A 13380-nucleotide genomic window follows, 5' to 3' on the forward strand; every position below is an offset into this window, starting at 1 on the left:
CCTAACCGAAACCGCGGAAGACGCCGTCGATGTCGACGTTGTCGGCGAACTCGGCCCAGTCCATGTTCGCGATCGACAGGTTGTTCTGCACCGACCACATCTCGGACGGCACGACCCGGAAAGTGGTGCCGTAGTGCGGGCCACGGCCCCGATCGGGCCGCTCCTCCTCGTAGTCGAAGAGGTTGACGACGAGGATCGGCTGATCGGGATGTGTCAGTGCCCGGGTGTCGGCGAGGAAGGCGAACGAGTGGTCCGACTCCGGCGGGAACATCGCCAGCAGTCCCGGTGCGGTGAGACCGTCGTGGACCGGGTCGTCGACGAACTCGACGTGGGCGAGGAAGCCGTCCTCGGTCTGAGGTTCGGCGATTGCTGCCTGGAGGCGCAGCCACTCCCGCGGGTGCTCGAAGTCGGTGCGGATGACGAATGCGACGTCGTTCACGCCGCCGACCGTAGACCGTTGTGCCCAGCCGTCGGGAACATCCCGGTCGGGCGCTACGGCCTTGCGTCGCACGCAGGGTGGCGAGACTCGGGGACCTCAATGGTGCGGTTGTCGCGGTCGACGTGGCGTACGGGAAGAAATTACGTCAGAAGCTCCAAAAGGGTGCGCGCGCCGAAACCGGTGGCGCCGTCGACGGAGGCGTCGCCTTTCCAGGCCGGACCGGTCATGTCGACGTGGGCCCACGGGATGTCGCGGGGGACGAACTCGCCCAGGAACAGCGCGGCGGTGATGGCTCGGCCGGAGTCGTGCAGAGGGTGGTTGCGGACGCCGTACGAGGTGAGGATCTGGGCGCGGTAACGCTCGTCCAGGGGGAGGCGCCACAGGGGCTCGCCGGCGTTGGCTCCGGCGGCGAGCAGCTGGGTGACGGCGGTGTCGTCGCGGCCCAGGACGGCGGCGATGTCGGGGCCCAGCGCGATCTCGGCCTGGTAGGTCAGGGTGGCCAGGTCGATCAGCAGGCGCGGGGCGGCGTCGGCGGCCAGGGCGAGCGCGTCGGCCAGGATCACCCGGCCCTCGAAATCGGTGTCCAGGATCTGGATCTCGGTGCCGTTCCAGGCGGTGACGACGTCGCCGGGACGGGCGGCTCCGGGGCCGGGCAGATTCTCGGCGAAGGGGAGCACCGCGCGGACGGGGATCGTGCAACCGGCGCGACGGAGGCCGGCCATCACGGCCAGCACGGTCGCGGCGCCGGCCACGTCGAGGCGCATGCTCTGCATGGCGGCGGGCGACTTGAGCGACAGGCCGCCGCTGTCGAAGGTGATGCCCTTGCCGACCAGGGCGACCTCGGGCGGGCCGGCCTCCGGCAGGTGATCGAGGGTGACCAGGTAGGGGCCGTCGGGGGAGCCGCCGCCGATCGCGGCCAGGCCGCCGAAGCCCTGAGCGGCCACCTCGTCGGGACCGAGCACCGTGCAGGTCAGGCCGGCGTTCTCGGCGATCTGGCCGGCCCACGCGGCGGCGGCGCTCGGGGTGAGGACGTTGGCGGGGGCGCTGACCAGCAGGCGGGCCAGGCGGGCGACGTCGGCGGCCAGTGCGCCTCGCAGCGCGGCCGGGAGCTGGGGCTCGTCGACGTACAGCGTGCCGCTGTCCATGCCGGTGATCAGGCCGTCGACGATCGGCGTGATCAGGTGGGCCGGCGCCTCGACGCCGATCGTGCCGGTGCGGATCCGGGCGCCGGCCTTGGTGGCGGCGTCCCGGGCGGACTCGACTGTGGGCGAGGGACCGAGCGGTACGTCCCCCTCCTCGACAAATCGGACAAGTCGGGAAGCGGTGCCGACCGAGACCGAAACGGGTCCGGTGCCGGTGACCACCGCGTCGGCGGCGGCCGAGATCTCTTCGGCACGGTTCCGGCCGCGCGGCCTATCGATGCTGGTCACAGTGCCTCCCGAGGGGTGGTCGGTATCCGGGCATCCTGCCGGGCTCTCGCGGGCGTGGATCGTGCGCCGCGCACGCGCCACCACCGGCCCGGTATGCCGGGCGCACAGTGTCGCCGGACACCTTCTCTTTAACTTGCGCTTACCTGACCGGCTGAAACGCGAGGGAGATCACATGGGGCGTTATCGAGTCGCGATGGACATCGGTGGCACGTTCACCGACGTCGTCACGTACGACCAGCAGAGCGGGGCGTTCGCGGCCACCAAGGCCTCGACCACGCCCGGCAACCTCAGTGAGGGCGTGCTCGCCGGGCTGGACGCGGTCGTCGACGAACCGGCCGGCATCGACTTCCTGGTGCACGGAACCACGCAGGGGCTCAACGCCTTTCTCGAACGTCGCGGCGTGCCCGTGCTGCTGCTCGGCACGGCCGGTCTCGAGGACACCTACCACATCGCCCGCGGGCCCCGGGCCAGGCTGTACGACCTGCACTACCGTAAGCCGACCCCGCTGGTGCCGCGCCGGGACATCCTCGGCATCGGGGGCCGGATCGCGGCCGACGGGTCGGAACTGAAGCCGTTGGACGAGGATGCCGTACGGGCGGCAGCGGCTCGCTTCAAGGCGAGTGACCATGGCGCGATCGCGGTGGCGTTCCTGTTCAGCTACAAGAACCCGGCCCACGAGCTGCGGGCCCGCGAGATCCTCCTCGAAGAGCTCGGTGAGGACGTCACGGTGTCGGTCTCGCACGAGGCGGCCAAGGAGTGGCGCGAATACGAGCGGACGTCTTCGGCGGTGGTGGAGGCGTACACGGGACCGATCGTCCGTCGTTATCTGATCGACCTCGAGGGCCGTCTCGAAGGCCGGGGCCTGCACGTCCCGCTGCACGTCATGCAGTCGTCGGGCGGCATCCTGACCGCCGAGTCGGCCCGGCGCCGGCCGCTGCAGACGCTGCTGTCGGGGCCGGTCGGGGGTGCGATCGCCTGCGCCGAACTGTCCCGCCAGACCGGACGGCCGCAGCTGATCGGCATCGACATGGGCGGCACCAGCTTCGACGTGTCGCTGATCGTCGACGGCGAGCCGGACGTGTCGGCCGAGGCGTCCCTGGAAGGGCTGCCGATGCTGATGAGCGTGGTCAACATCCACACCGTCGGCGCGGGTGGTGGCTCGGTGGCCTGGGCCGAGGCCGGTGGCCTGCGCGTGGGGCCGCGAAGCGCCGGTGCCCGGCCGGGTCCGGCCTGCTACGGCCGCGGGGGCACCGAGCCGACCGTGACCGACGCCAACCTGGTGCTCGGCCGGATCGACCCGAACGGGTTCGCCGGTGGGCAGATGACGCTCTCCACGTCGGCCGCGGAAACGGCCGTCGACGGGCTCGCGGAAGTGTTCGGGATGACCACGACGGCGATGGCCGAGGGCATCTGCGACGTCGCGAACTCGAAGATGGCGCAGGCGATCCGCACGATCACGGTGTCGAGGGGGATCGAGCCGCGGGACTCGGCGCTGGTCGCGTTTGGCGGGGCCGGCCCGATGCACGCCGTGTTCCTGGCCCGCGAGCTGGGCATCGCCGAGACGATCGTGCCGCGGTTCCCGGGGGCGTTTTCGGCCTGGGGCATGCTGCAGACGCAGATCCGGCAGGACTACACCGAGCCGTACTTCTTCCTCGACGAGGATCTCGACACCGCCGACATGGCTGCTCAGCTGGCGCGGCTGGAGAGGGACGGGCTCGACGGGCTCGACCACGAGGGGGTCGCGGGGGATGCGCGGCACGCCTCGCATTCGGTGGACATCCGGTACGCGGCGCAGGAGTACACGCTGACTGTGCCGCTCGACAGCGCCGACGAGCCGCTGAACGCCACCTTCCTGTCGGATGTCGCTCAGCGGTTCGCCGACCTGCACAAGGCGCGGTACGGGCACGCCAATCTGGGTGCTCCGATCGAGTTCGTGGCGCTGCGCACCGCCGCTTTCGGTGACCTGGGACGCCCTGACCCGCAGAAGTGGGCTGTGTCGGATAAATCGGACTTCGCCCATGAAATCAGTACGGTGGTGTTCGACGGCGTGCCCCAGGACACGATCGTTGCCCGGCGCGACGACCTCTTCGTGGGCCACACGTTCGACGGCCCGGCCGTGGTGGTTGAAGCCACTGCCACCACGGTCGTGCCGCCCGGATATTCGGTGGCCGTGGACGAGATCGGCTCCCTGATCATCTCCCGGAAGGCAGACCAGTGATCGACCCGGTAACCGTCGAGATCATCCGCAACGCGCTCAACGCCGCCGCGGACGACATGAACGCCACCCTGATCCGCTCGGCCTACACCCCGATCATCTACGAGTGCGGCGACTGCGTGGTCGCCCTGCTCGACGCCAACCACCAGGTGCTGGGCCAGTCGGCCGGCCTGCCGATCTTCCTGGGCAACCTGGAGACCTGCACCCTGGCCACCGAGGAGCGTTTCGGCCGCGAGGTGTGGCAGCCGGGCGACGTCTGGATCCTCAACGACAGCTACCTGGGCGGCACCCACCTCAACGACGTGACCATCTTCGGCCCGGTGTTCGTGGACACCACGCTGGTCGGCTTCACCGCGTCCCGCGCCCACTGGATCGACGTCGGCTCCAAGGACCCCGGCGGCTCGATGGACTCGGTCAACATCTTCCAGGAGGGCCTGCGCCTCGGCCCGCAGAAACTGGTGTCGGGCGGCGTCGAGGAACGCTCGGTCACCGACACCATCGCCACCAACGTCCGGTTCCCCTACCCGACGACCGGCGACATGCACGCGATGATGGCCTGCATCCAGATGGGCGAGCGGCGGCTGCAGGAGATCGTCCGGCGGTTCGGCCTCACCACGCTGGAGGAGGCCCGCGACGAGATCTTCCACCAGACCGAACTGCTCGAGCGCGCGGTCATCGCCAAGATCCCGGACGGTGTCTACAGCGCCGAGGGCGTGCTCGACAACGACGGCGTCGACCTGGACACCCCGATCCCGATCCGCCTGCGCGTGACGGTCTCCGGCGAGGACATCGACTTCGACGTCACCGAGTCGGCCGACCAGACCGTGGGCCCGGTCAACTGCGGCGTCTCGCAGGCCGTCTCCGCCCTCCGGGTCGGCTACAAGCTGCTGGTCAGCCCCGACCTGCCCGGCAACGGCGGTTCGTTCCGCTCGATGACCACCCAGGTGCGCGAGGGGTCGGTGCTCGGCGCCCGGTCACCCGCGGCCTGCCAGTGGTACTTCAGCCACCTCGGCCTGCTGATCGACATGGTGGCCCGGGCCCTCGCTCCCGCCATGCCCGACCACGTGGCCGGCGCCAGCCACGGCGACTCGATGATCATCCTGTCGGCCGGCACCGACCCGCGGGTCAAGCGCGAGTTCGTCAGCCTCGAGGCCACCGTGGGCGGCTGGGGCGGCTGGAACGGCTCCGACGGCGAGAGCGCGCTCATCAACAACGTGAACGGCTCGCTCAAGGACATCCCGGTCGAGGTCTACGAGACCCGCTATCCGTGGCGCATCAACGAATACCGCATCCGCCCCGACTCCGGCGGTTCCGGTCGCTGGCGCGGCGGCAACGGCGTCATCCGCGAGTACGAGGCCCAGACCGACCTGACGGTGTCGCTGTGGTTCGAGCGGTCCCGCCAGCCCGCGTGGGGCCTGTTCGGCGGCGAGGACGCGGTCGGCCCCGAGGTGGTCATCAACCCCGGCCGCGAGGACGAACGCCGCATCCTGAAGATCAACGGCATGCCGCTGAAGAAGGGCGACGTGGTCCGTTGCGCCACCGGCGGCGGAGGCGGCTACGGCGACCCGACCGAACGCTCCGCCGACGACGTACGGGCCGACGTGCTCGACCACAACATCACCGCCGAGGCCGCCAGCAGCCGTTACGGCATCACCACCCCGTGACAACCCGGCGCCGGTCCCTCTTTGTCCGAGGGCCGGCGCCATCCCGACGGCCGGAAACTGCCGAGCCGTGCGGCGCCCGGCGGGGGAGTATCGAGTCATGAAGGTGCATGAGCGGATCGACGGGCGGCTCCGGACGTTTATCGAGAGCCAGCCGATGTTCTTCGTGGCCACCGCCCCCACCGGCCCGGGCGGGCACGTCAACGTGTCGCCCAAGGGCATGGCCGGCACGTTCGTGGTGCTCGGCGAGCATCGCGTGGCCTACCTCGACTACCACGGCAGCGGCGCCGAGACGATCGCCCACCTCAACGAGAACGGGCGGATCACCATCATGTTCTGCGCGTTCCAGGGCCCGCCGAACATCGTGCGGCTGCACGGCCAGGGACGCGCGGTGCCGGTCGACGAGCCGGGGTTCGCCGGGCTGCTGGCCGGGTTTCCCGAGGCGCCCGACACCCACGGCGTCCGGTCGGTGATCGACATCGCGGTCGACCGGATCAGCGACTCCTGCGGTTACTCGGTGCCGCTCATGTCCTACGAGGGCGACCGTGACCTGCTGATCCGCTCGCACGAGCGGCGCTCCGAGGCCGACCTGGCCGAATATCGCCGGGTGAAGAACGCGGTCAGCATCGACGGGCAGCCGGTCTTCGGAAAGGTGTGACCGAAACCGGGGGTCATCCGGTCCTATCCAGCAGAGGACGGACCGGACAGCGAGGAGAACAAGGCCTTGAACGCGAACCTGCGGGATCAGTTCGATCGGGCGGTCGGCGACGACCCGGGCGCCGACGTGGGGGCGATGGCGGCTGCGGCCGTGGTCGCGGGTGGGCGGATCCGGCGGCGGCGCCGGCTCACGGCGGTGGCGGGGGCGGCCACGGTGGTCGTGATGGGGCTGGGTGTGGTGGCCGGCGTGAACTTCCAGACGCGGGAGCCCGCCGAGCCGGCCGTGACGGTGCCCATGGGGTTCTCGCTCGCTCAGGACTGCAACTACCGGTCCGAGGAGAAGCGGGCCACCGATGTGGCGATCTTCGGGAAGACGGGGATCACCGGGCGGGACCGGGCGGCCATCCGCGACGCGCTCGGGGCGGACGGCCGCGTCAAGGAGATGGTCTACGAGAGCAACCAGGAGGCGTACGAGCGGTTCGTCGGCCTGTGGAAGGACAGCCCGGAGTTCGTCAAGTCGGTGACTCCGGAGTCTCTGCCCGAGTCGTTCCGCGTACGGCTGAAGGATGCCCGGGAATTCCGGAGCTTCCGTGCGGAGTACGCGAAGATGGCCGGTGTTCAGGACATCATCGGCAACGTCTGCCCGCCCAGTGCGCCGGTGGGCGGGATCAAGTGACGGACACGCTGACGAACCCGAAATCGACGGCACGGACCGCGGACGAGGAGTTCACGGCGTTCGTGGAGGCGTCGGCGACCCGGCTGCGGCGCACCGCCTATCTGATGTGCCGGGACTGGCATCTGGCCCAGGATCTCACCCAGCAGACCTTCACCAAGATGTACGCGTCGTGGAAGCGGATCCGGACCAGCGCCAACCTGGAGGGCTACAGCCGCCGGGTGCTGATGAACCTCGTCTTCGACCGGTCGAAGCGGCGCAGCGGGTCCGAGATCGTGCTGGCCGAGCTGCCGGATCAGCCCGGCCGCGAGACCGCGCCGGAACTGCGGCTGGCCCTGGTCGACGCGCTGGCCCGGATGGGCGTCGAGGACCGGGCCGTGCTGGTGCTGCGGCACGCCGAGGATCACAGCGTGGAAACTGTGGCCACGATCCTCGGCGTCTCCGTGTCGGTCGTGAAGATGCGCAACGCCCGTGCTCTGGCCAGGTTGCGCGAGATGTTAGGCGACGATTTCTGAGCCCCACGTGAGAGAAGAACCGGCGGGGGAGTGCTGCTGCGGGACGTTCCACGGGTTGTCGTCCCGCAGCGGCTCGGGCAGCAATGACGCGGGGGCGTCCTGATAGACGACCGGGCGCAGGAACCGCTCGATCGCGGCGGTGCCGACCGACGTCATGGTCGGGTTGGTGGTGGCCGGGAACGGGCCGCCGTGCTGCATCGCGGGGGTGACCGCGACGCCGGTCGGCCAGCCGTTGAACAGCACCCGGCCCGCCAGGGTCTGCAGCGTGGTCACGAGGTCGTGCAGCCAGGGGGAGTCCTCGCCGTCGGCGACGTGCACGCCGGCCGTCAGCGAGCCCTCGACCAGCTCGAGCAGGGTCTCGCCGAGCGGCTCGCCCGGGGTGTAGCGCACGACGATCGACAGCGGGCCGAACGCCTCCTGCAGCAGGGTGTCGCGGTGCTTGACCAGGGTGGCGAGGTCGGTCTCGACCAGCGTCGGCGTCACGCCGTCGTCGCCGGCCGTGCCCTCGACCACCACCGTCACGCCGGGGGTCCCGAGGATCGCGGCGCGGCGCTGGGCGTAGCCCTCGACGATGCCGGGGTGCAGCAGCTTGTGCGGAGGAAAGCTCGCGGAAAGTTCCAGCGCCCCGGGCACGAACAGCAGACCGGGCTTGGTGCACAGCTGGCCGGCCGAGCCCGAGACGCTCGCCGCGAAGCCTTCGGCGATCGATCCGGCGCGCGCCTCGAGAGCCGCCGGAGTCACGACGACCGGGTTGAGACTGCCCAGCTCGCCGTAGAACGGGATCGGCTGAGGGCGCGCGGCCGCGATCGCGGCGAGGGCTTGTCCTCCGGCGAGCGACCCGGTGAAGGACGCCGCCGCGATCCGCGGATCCTTCAGGGCGGCCACACCCTCGTCCTGCCCGTGGATCACGCTGAGCGCTCCGGCGGGCAGGACGGCCGAGACGATTGCGGCCGTACGGTCGGACAGGCGGGGATGTCCCGGGTGCGCCTTGACCACCACGGGGCATCCGGCGGCCAGCGCCGACGCGGTGTCGCCGCCGGCCACGGAGAAGGCGAACGGGAAGTTGCTCGCCGCGAAGTTGAGCACCGGGCCGAGCGGCACCAGCATGCGCCTCAGGTCGGGTCGTGGTCCGAGGACGAAGTCCGGATCGGCGGCGTCGAGGCGTACGGAAAGGAACTCGCCGGCCGCCGCCACCTCGGCGAAAAGCTTGAGTTGCACCGCCGTCCGTTTGATCTCGCCGCGCAGGCGAGGCTCGGTCAGGCCGGTCTCCTCCATGGCCAGCGGGACCAGCTCGTCGGCGGCGTTCAGCAGAGCGTCGGCCGCCTTTACCAGATAGCCGGCACGCTCGCGGAGCGGCATGCCGGCGAGGACGGGCGCGGCCTCAGCGGCTGCCGAAATTGCAGAACTCATCACAGATACCTCTAGAACGCGAAGCCGGTGGGATAGGGATCGGTCGGGTCGAGCAGGTACTGGCCGAAGCCGGTCACCCAGGCCCGCCCGGTGATGGTCGGGATCACCGCGGGACGCCCCGCGACCGTAGTCTCCTCGACCAGCCGGCCGGTGAACCGGCTGCCGATGAACGACTCGTTGACGAAGTCGGCTCCGAGCTTGAGCTCGCCGCGGGCCCACAGCTCGGCCATCCGCGCCGACGTGCCGGTGCCGCACGGCGACCGGTCGAACCAGCCGGGGTAGATCGCCATCGCGTGCCGCGACAGGGCCGCGTCGGAGCCGGGAGCGATGAACTCGACGTGGTGGCAGTGGTCGACGCCGTCGATCGTCGGGTGCTTCGGCGGATCCTGGGTGTTGATCGCCTCCATGATGGCCAGCCCCGCGTCCGAGATGTCGCGCTGGCGGGCCCGGTCGAACGGCAGCCCGACCGCGTCGAGGTCGACCATCGCGTAGAAGTTGCCGCCGAAGGCCAGGCTGTACGGCACCGTGCCCAGCCCGGGCACCTCGATGGTGGCGTCGAGCCGTTCACAGTAGGACGGCACGTTCTCCAGCGTGACCGACTCGGCGTGACCGTCCTTCACCCGTACGGTGGCCACGACCAGCCCGGCCGGGGTGTCGAGCCGGATCGTGGTGACCGGTTCGGTGACCGCCACCATGCCGGTCTCGACCAGCACGGTGGCGACCCCGATGGTGCCGTGCCCGCACATCGGCAGGCAGCCCGAGACCTCGATGTAGACGACGCCGAAGTCCGCGTCGGGCCGGGTCGCCGGCTGCAGGATCGCGCCGCTCATCGCCGCGTGGCCGCGCGGTTCGTTCATGAGCAGTTCCCGTACGCCGTCCAGGTGCTCGATGAAGTGCAGGCGCCGCTCGTTCATGGTCGCCCCGGGGATGGTGCCGAGCCCGGACGTCACGACGCGGGTCGGCATGCCCTCGGTGTGCGAGTCGACCGCGGAGAACATCCGCGAGGCGCGCATGTCAGTTCCCCAGCGCCTTGAGGGCCAGCTTCGTCTCGGCCTCGATCTGCGCCCGGTGCTCGGGGGTGAGCGGGCCGCGCGGCGGGCGGCACGGACCGCCGTACCGGCCGATCAGGTCCATGCTGAGCTTGATGGCCTGGACGAACTCCGTACGGGAATCCCAGCGGAACACCGCCACCAGGTGCTGGTAGAGCTCGCGGGCTTCGAGGAACTTGCCCTCGAGCATCAGGTTGTAGAGCTTGACCGACTCGGCCGGGAACACGTTGGGGAAACCGGCGAACCAGCCCACCGCGCCGTCCGCCATCAGCTCGAACAGCACGTCGTCGGCGCCCGCGACCACGTCGATCTCGCACTTCTCGCGGATCTCGAACAACCGCCGCACGTCGGCGCTGAACTCCTTGATCGCGACGACCTGGGGGATCTGCGCGATCTCGGCGACCAGGTCGGGCACCAGGTCGACCTTGGTGTCGAACGGGTTGTTGTAGACCATCATCGGCAGCCCGGCCTCGGCGATCCTGGTGTAGTGCTCGACCACCTGGCTGTTGCTGGCCCGGTACATGGTCGGGGGCAGCGCCAGCACACCGTCGGCGCCGTCCTCGCCGGCCAGCTCGGCCCACTTCTTCGCCTGGTGCCAGCCCGCGCCGTGCACGCCGGCGATGACCTTGCCGCGCCCGGCGACCGTCTCGACGGCGACCTGCACGACCTTGCGGCGCTCCTCGTCGGTCAGCGACGAGTACTCGCCGAGCGAGCCGTTCGGGCCGATGCCGTGGCAGCCGTTGCCGATCAGCCAGTCGACGTGCTCGGCGTACTTGTCGAAGTCGACCGCCAGCCCGGCCGGCGCCGACGGGTCCTCCTTGTAGGGCAGGGCGGTAGCGACGACAACGCCGCGAAGGTCGGTCATGGGGTCTCCTTTTCGGCTGCGGCCAGTTCGCCCATCCGGACGAACGCCGCGAGGGGGCGGTTCTCGGTGCGGCCCGGGTCGAGCAGGCCGCCGGTGTGGCGGTGCAGAAGTTCTTCGACGGTGCGCCCGCACGTGCGGCCCTGGCAGACGCCCAGGCCGGCGCGGGTGCTGAGTTTGAGGGAGCGCAGGCCGCGGGATCCGGTGGCCTCGGCCCCCGCGCGCAGGTCGCCGGCGGTCACCTCTTCGCAGCGGCAGACGATCGTGTCGTCGGTCATCCAGCCGGTCCAGCCCGGCTTGATGCCGTGGGCCGCCTCGAGCCGGTCGGCGAATTTCTCATTGACCGTTTTGTGGCGTAGCTGCGCGGCGGTGGCGTGATGGCCGGCCGCCGCCAGTCCCGCGACCACGCCCTCGGCCAGGGCCAGGTCGGCGCCGCCGACGCCGGTGATCTCGCCCGCCGCGTAGACGCCGGGGACGCTGGTCAGCCCGTTCTCGTCGGTGATGACGGCGCCGTTCTCCGTACGGCAGCCGGCGTTCACGGCCAGCTCGCTGCGGGGCACGAAGCCGTGCGAGACACAGACGGCGTCGACCTGCTCGCGCCGCTCGGTGCCCGGGATCGGCGCCCACTGCTCGTCGAGCCGGGCGGTCGTCACCTCGGTCACGCGGTCGGTGCCGTGGGCGGCGATGATCGTGGTCGCGGCGCGGTAGGGGATGCGCCTGGTCGCGAGGTCGCGCAGGTAGCCGGCCAGTTCGCCCGCTTTGTGCCGGGGCAGTTCGGTGGGGCGGGCGGTCCACGCTTTTCGGAGCCGTGACCAGCCGTTCGCCTCGAGAACAGCCTTCACCGTCGATCCCGTACGGATGAGACTCGACGCCACGGGAAGCAGGAAGGGACCCGCCCCGGCCACGATCACGCGTTGCCCGACGGCGATGCGCTCGGCCTTGGCCAGGGCCTGGGCGGCACCCGCGGTGAACACGCCCGGGAGATCCCAGCCGGGAAAGGGGAGGGTTCGCTCGTACGCCCCGGTGGCGAGCACGAGAGCCTTGGGCGCGAACGTCCGTGGTGTTCTTCCGTTGCCGTCGGACGCTCCGACGAGAACGTGCAGTGTCGGCGGGCGGTCGTCGTGCCGTTCGGCCAGCCATACCTGGGCGTCGGTGAGCACTTCCTGGTCGCGCAGCGCGGTGAACTTGTCCCAGCCGTGGTGCAGGACGCGTTCGTGGGCGGCGGGCCGTTCCTTCGGAAGGTGCCGCCAGTACTGCCCACCCGCGTCGGCGGCCGCATCGAGCAGGACGACCTGCGCTCCGGCGCGGCGGGCGGCGTCGGCGGCAGCCAGCCCGGCCGGACCGGCGCCGACCACGAGCACGTCCGGGGTCTCGACGGTCATGACTGCGCCCCCGTCCCCGTCTCCGTGGCGATCGTGTCGCCGTCGACGGCGCGGCGCTGACATGCCCGTACGTCGGGAAGGCCGTTGATCGTGACAAGACAGTCGTGGCAGACACCGATGCCACAGAAGACGCCGCGCGGGCGGCCGGCGCGGGTGGTGCGCCAGGCGAGGCGCCCGTTGGCCATGAGAACCCCGGCCACCGTCTGCCCGTCGAGGCCCGCCATCGGCACCCCGTCGACGAACACCACGATCTCCGAAGCAGGCCCAGGTCGAACCGGGTCTGCCTGTGCCGCCAGGCGGCGGGGTCCGGTCGTCGTCACGCCAGTAGTATGTCACACACTACTTGCCCCTGGCGAGATCTCGGGAACCTGAAACAGCGAACCGCGGCGGCTCACGCTCCCGGGCGGGCGGCCGATAGAACCCCGACGGACTTACGCGTACGGACGGGGGATCATGACCGCTGGTCAGCAGACGCACGGCAGCCAAGGCATGTGGGGGACGGGCGGGCACACGCCGCCGCCACCGGTCAGCCTCGGGCAGCGCTACGTCGAACAGCGGTCCACCTACCCGCCGCCGCCGGCGGCCTACCGGGCGCAGGCGCCCAGCATCGGCCCGGTCGTCGCGTTCACGCTGATCTTCGGCGGCTTCGGCGCGATCTCGGCCGCCAACCGGGCCACCCGGGCCAAGGCCCTGGGCCTGCCCGGCCGGCCCTACTGGTCGGCCTTCTGCTGGACGTTCGGCCTCAGTTCCCTGCTCTCGATCGTGGCGTCGCTGGTCGTCGTCTTCATGGTGCTCGGCTTCGTGGCCTCGCATCCGGGCAACCTGAGTTCGGGGTCGCAGACCGAGGTGACCACGTCGGCGGTGCCGTGGCTGGAGCAGTCGATCGTGTCGGAGGGCGAGTTCCACGACTCCCTGGGCAACGTCGTGACGCCCGCCCAGGCCGCCTGCATCCCGGTGAATGTCGGCGCCGACGCCGCGGGCATCTACCGGTGCACGATCACCTTCACCGACGGCGTCCGCAACACGGTCAACCTGACCAGCGACGCGAGCGGCCGGTGGGTCGTCAACTGATCCCCAACCATCTGGC

General features: G+C 70.7%; 13 protein-coding genes. 6 read left to right on the plus strand and 7 right to left on the minus strand.

The window, feature by feature from the left end; translation table 11 throughout:
• Window position 1: 1 nt before the first annotated feature.
• On the minus strand, window positions 2–439 hold the full coding sequence (locus KOI35_RS21890) for a DUF6924 domain-containing protein (RefSeq protein ID WP_215789343.1): 438 nt from the start codon (window positions 437–439) through the stop codon (window positions 2–4).
• Between the two features lie 140 nt (window positions 440–579).
• Window positions 580–1869 (minus strand): M17 family metallopeptidase, encoded by a 1290-nt coding sequence (locus KOI35_RS21895; RefSeq protein ID WP_215789344.1) that lies wholly within the window; start codon window positions 1867–1869, stop codon window positions 580–582.
• Window positions 1870–2041: 172 nt separating this feature from the next.
• On the opposite strand from KOI35_RS21895, the gene KOI35_RS21900 reads away from it, so the two are divergent.
• The 5 genes from KOI35_RS21900 to KOI35_RS21920 all read left to right on the plus strand — a co-directional run bounded on the left by KOI35_RS21900 (window position 2042) and on the right by KOI35_RS21920 (window position 7590).
• Complete coding sequence (locus KOI35_RS21900) at window positions 2042–4087, plus strand: hydantoinase/oxoprolinase family protein (RefSeq protein ID WP_246613455.1); 2046 nt, start codon at window positions 2042–2044, stop codon at window positions 4085–4087.
• On the plus strand, window positions 4084–5748 hold the full coding sequence (locus KOI35_RS21905; RefSeq protein WP_215789345.1) for a hydantoinase B/oxoprolinase family protein: 1665 nt from the start codon (window positions 4084–4086) through the stop codon (window positions 5746–5748). Before KOI35_RS21900 ends, KOI35_RS21905 begins: the two co-directional genes overlap by 4 nt.
• Before the next feature lie 97 nt (window positions 5749–5845).
• A complete protein-coding gene (locus KOI35_RS21910; RefSeq protein ID WP_215789346.1) occupies window positions 5846–6403 on the plus strand; it encodes a pyridoxamine 5'-phosphate oxidase family protein in 558 nt (185 codons plus the stop codon).
• Between the two features lie 66 nt (window positions 6404–6469).
• A complete protein-coding gene (locus tag KOI35_RS21915) occupies window positions 6470–7078 on the plus strand; it encodes a permease-like cell division protein FtsX (RefSeq protein WP_215789347.1) in 609 nt (202 codons plus the stop codon).
• Entirely contained in the window at window positions 7075–7590 is a 516-nt protein-coding gene (locus tag KOI35_RS21920) for a SigE family RNA polymerase sigma factor (RefSeq protein ID WP_215789348.1), read from the plus strand. The genes KOI35_RS21915 and KOI35_RS21920 overlap by 4 nt, the downstream gene beginning before the upstream one ends.
• On the opposite strand, the gene KOI35_RS21925 is transcribed toward KOI35_RS21920, so the two are convergent.
• The 5 genes from KOI35_RS21925 to KOI35_RS21945 are packed head-to-tail and all read right to left on the minus strand — an operon-like array spanning window position 7573 to window position 12613.
• A complete protein-coding gene (locus KOI35_RS21925) occupies window positions 7573–9000 on the minus strand; it encodes an aldehyde dehydrogenase (NADP(+)) (RefSeq protein ID WP_215789349.1) in 1428 nt (475 codons plus the stop codon). The two genes, KOI35_RS21920 and KOI35_RS21925, sit on opposite strands and share 18 nt — an antisense overlap.
• 11 nt (window positions 9001–9011) lie before the next feature.
• Window positions 9012–10013 carry a proline racemase family protein gene (locus KOI35_RS21930; RefSeq protein ID WP_215789350.1) on the minus strand — a complete coding sequence of 334 codons (1002 nt, stop codon included), beginning with the start codon at window positions 10011–10013 and terminating at the stop codon, window positions 9012–9014.
• 1 nt (window position 10014) lies between these two features.
• Complete coding sequence (locus KOI35_RS21935) at window positions 10015–10914, minus strand: dihydrodipicolinate synthase family protein (protein WP_215789351.1); 900 nt, start codon at window positions 10912–10914, stop codon at window positions 10015–10017.
• On the minus strand, window positions 10911–12293 hold the full coding sequence (locus KOI35_RS21940; RefSeq protein ID WP_246613456.1) for an FAD/NAD(P)-dependent oxidoreductase: 1383 nt from the start codon (window positions 12291–12293) through the stop codon (window positions 10911–10913). Before KOI35_RS21940 ends, KOI35_RS21935 begins: the two co-directional genes overlap by 4 nt.
• A complete protein-coding gene (locus KOI35_RS21945) occupies window positions 12290–12613 on the minus strand; it encodes a (2Fe-2S)-binding protein (protein ID WP_308121110.1) in 324 nt (107 codons plus the stop codon). Before KOI35_RS21945 ends, KOI35_RS21940 begins: the two co-directional genes overlap by 4 nt.
• Window positions 12614–12746: 133 nt before the next feature.
• Between KOI35_RS21945 and KOI35_RS21950 the strand changes: the two genes are divergently transcribed.
• Window positions 12747–13364 carry a hypothetical protein gene (locus KOI35_RS21950; RefSeq protein ID WP_215789353.1) on the plus strand — a complete coding sequence of 206 codons (618 nt, stop codon included), beginning with the start codon at window positions 12747–12749 and terminating at the stop codon, window positions 13362–13364.
• Window positions 13365–13380: the final 16 nt, after the last annotated feature.

Source organism: Paractinoplanes bogorensis (assembly GCF_018829635.1).
Taxonomy (GTDB): Bacteria; Actinomycetota; Actinomycetes; order Mycobacteriales; family Micromonosporaceae; genus Actinoplanes; species Actinoplanes bogorensis.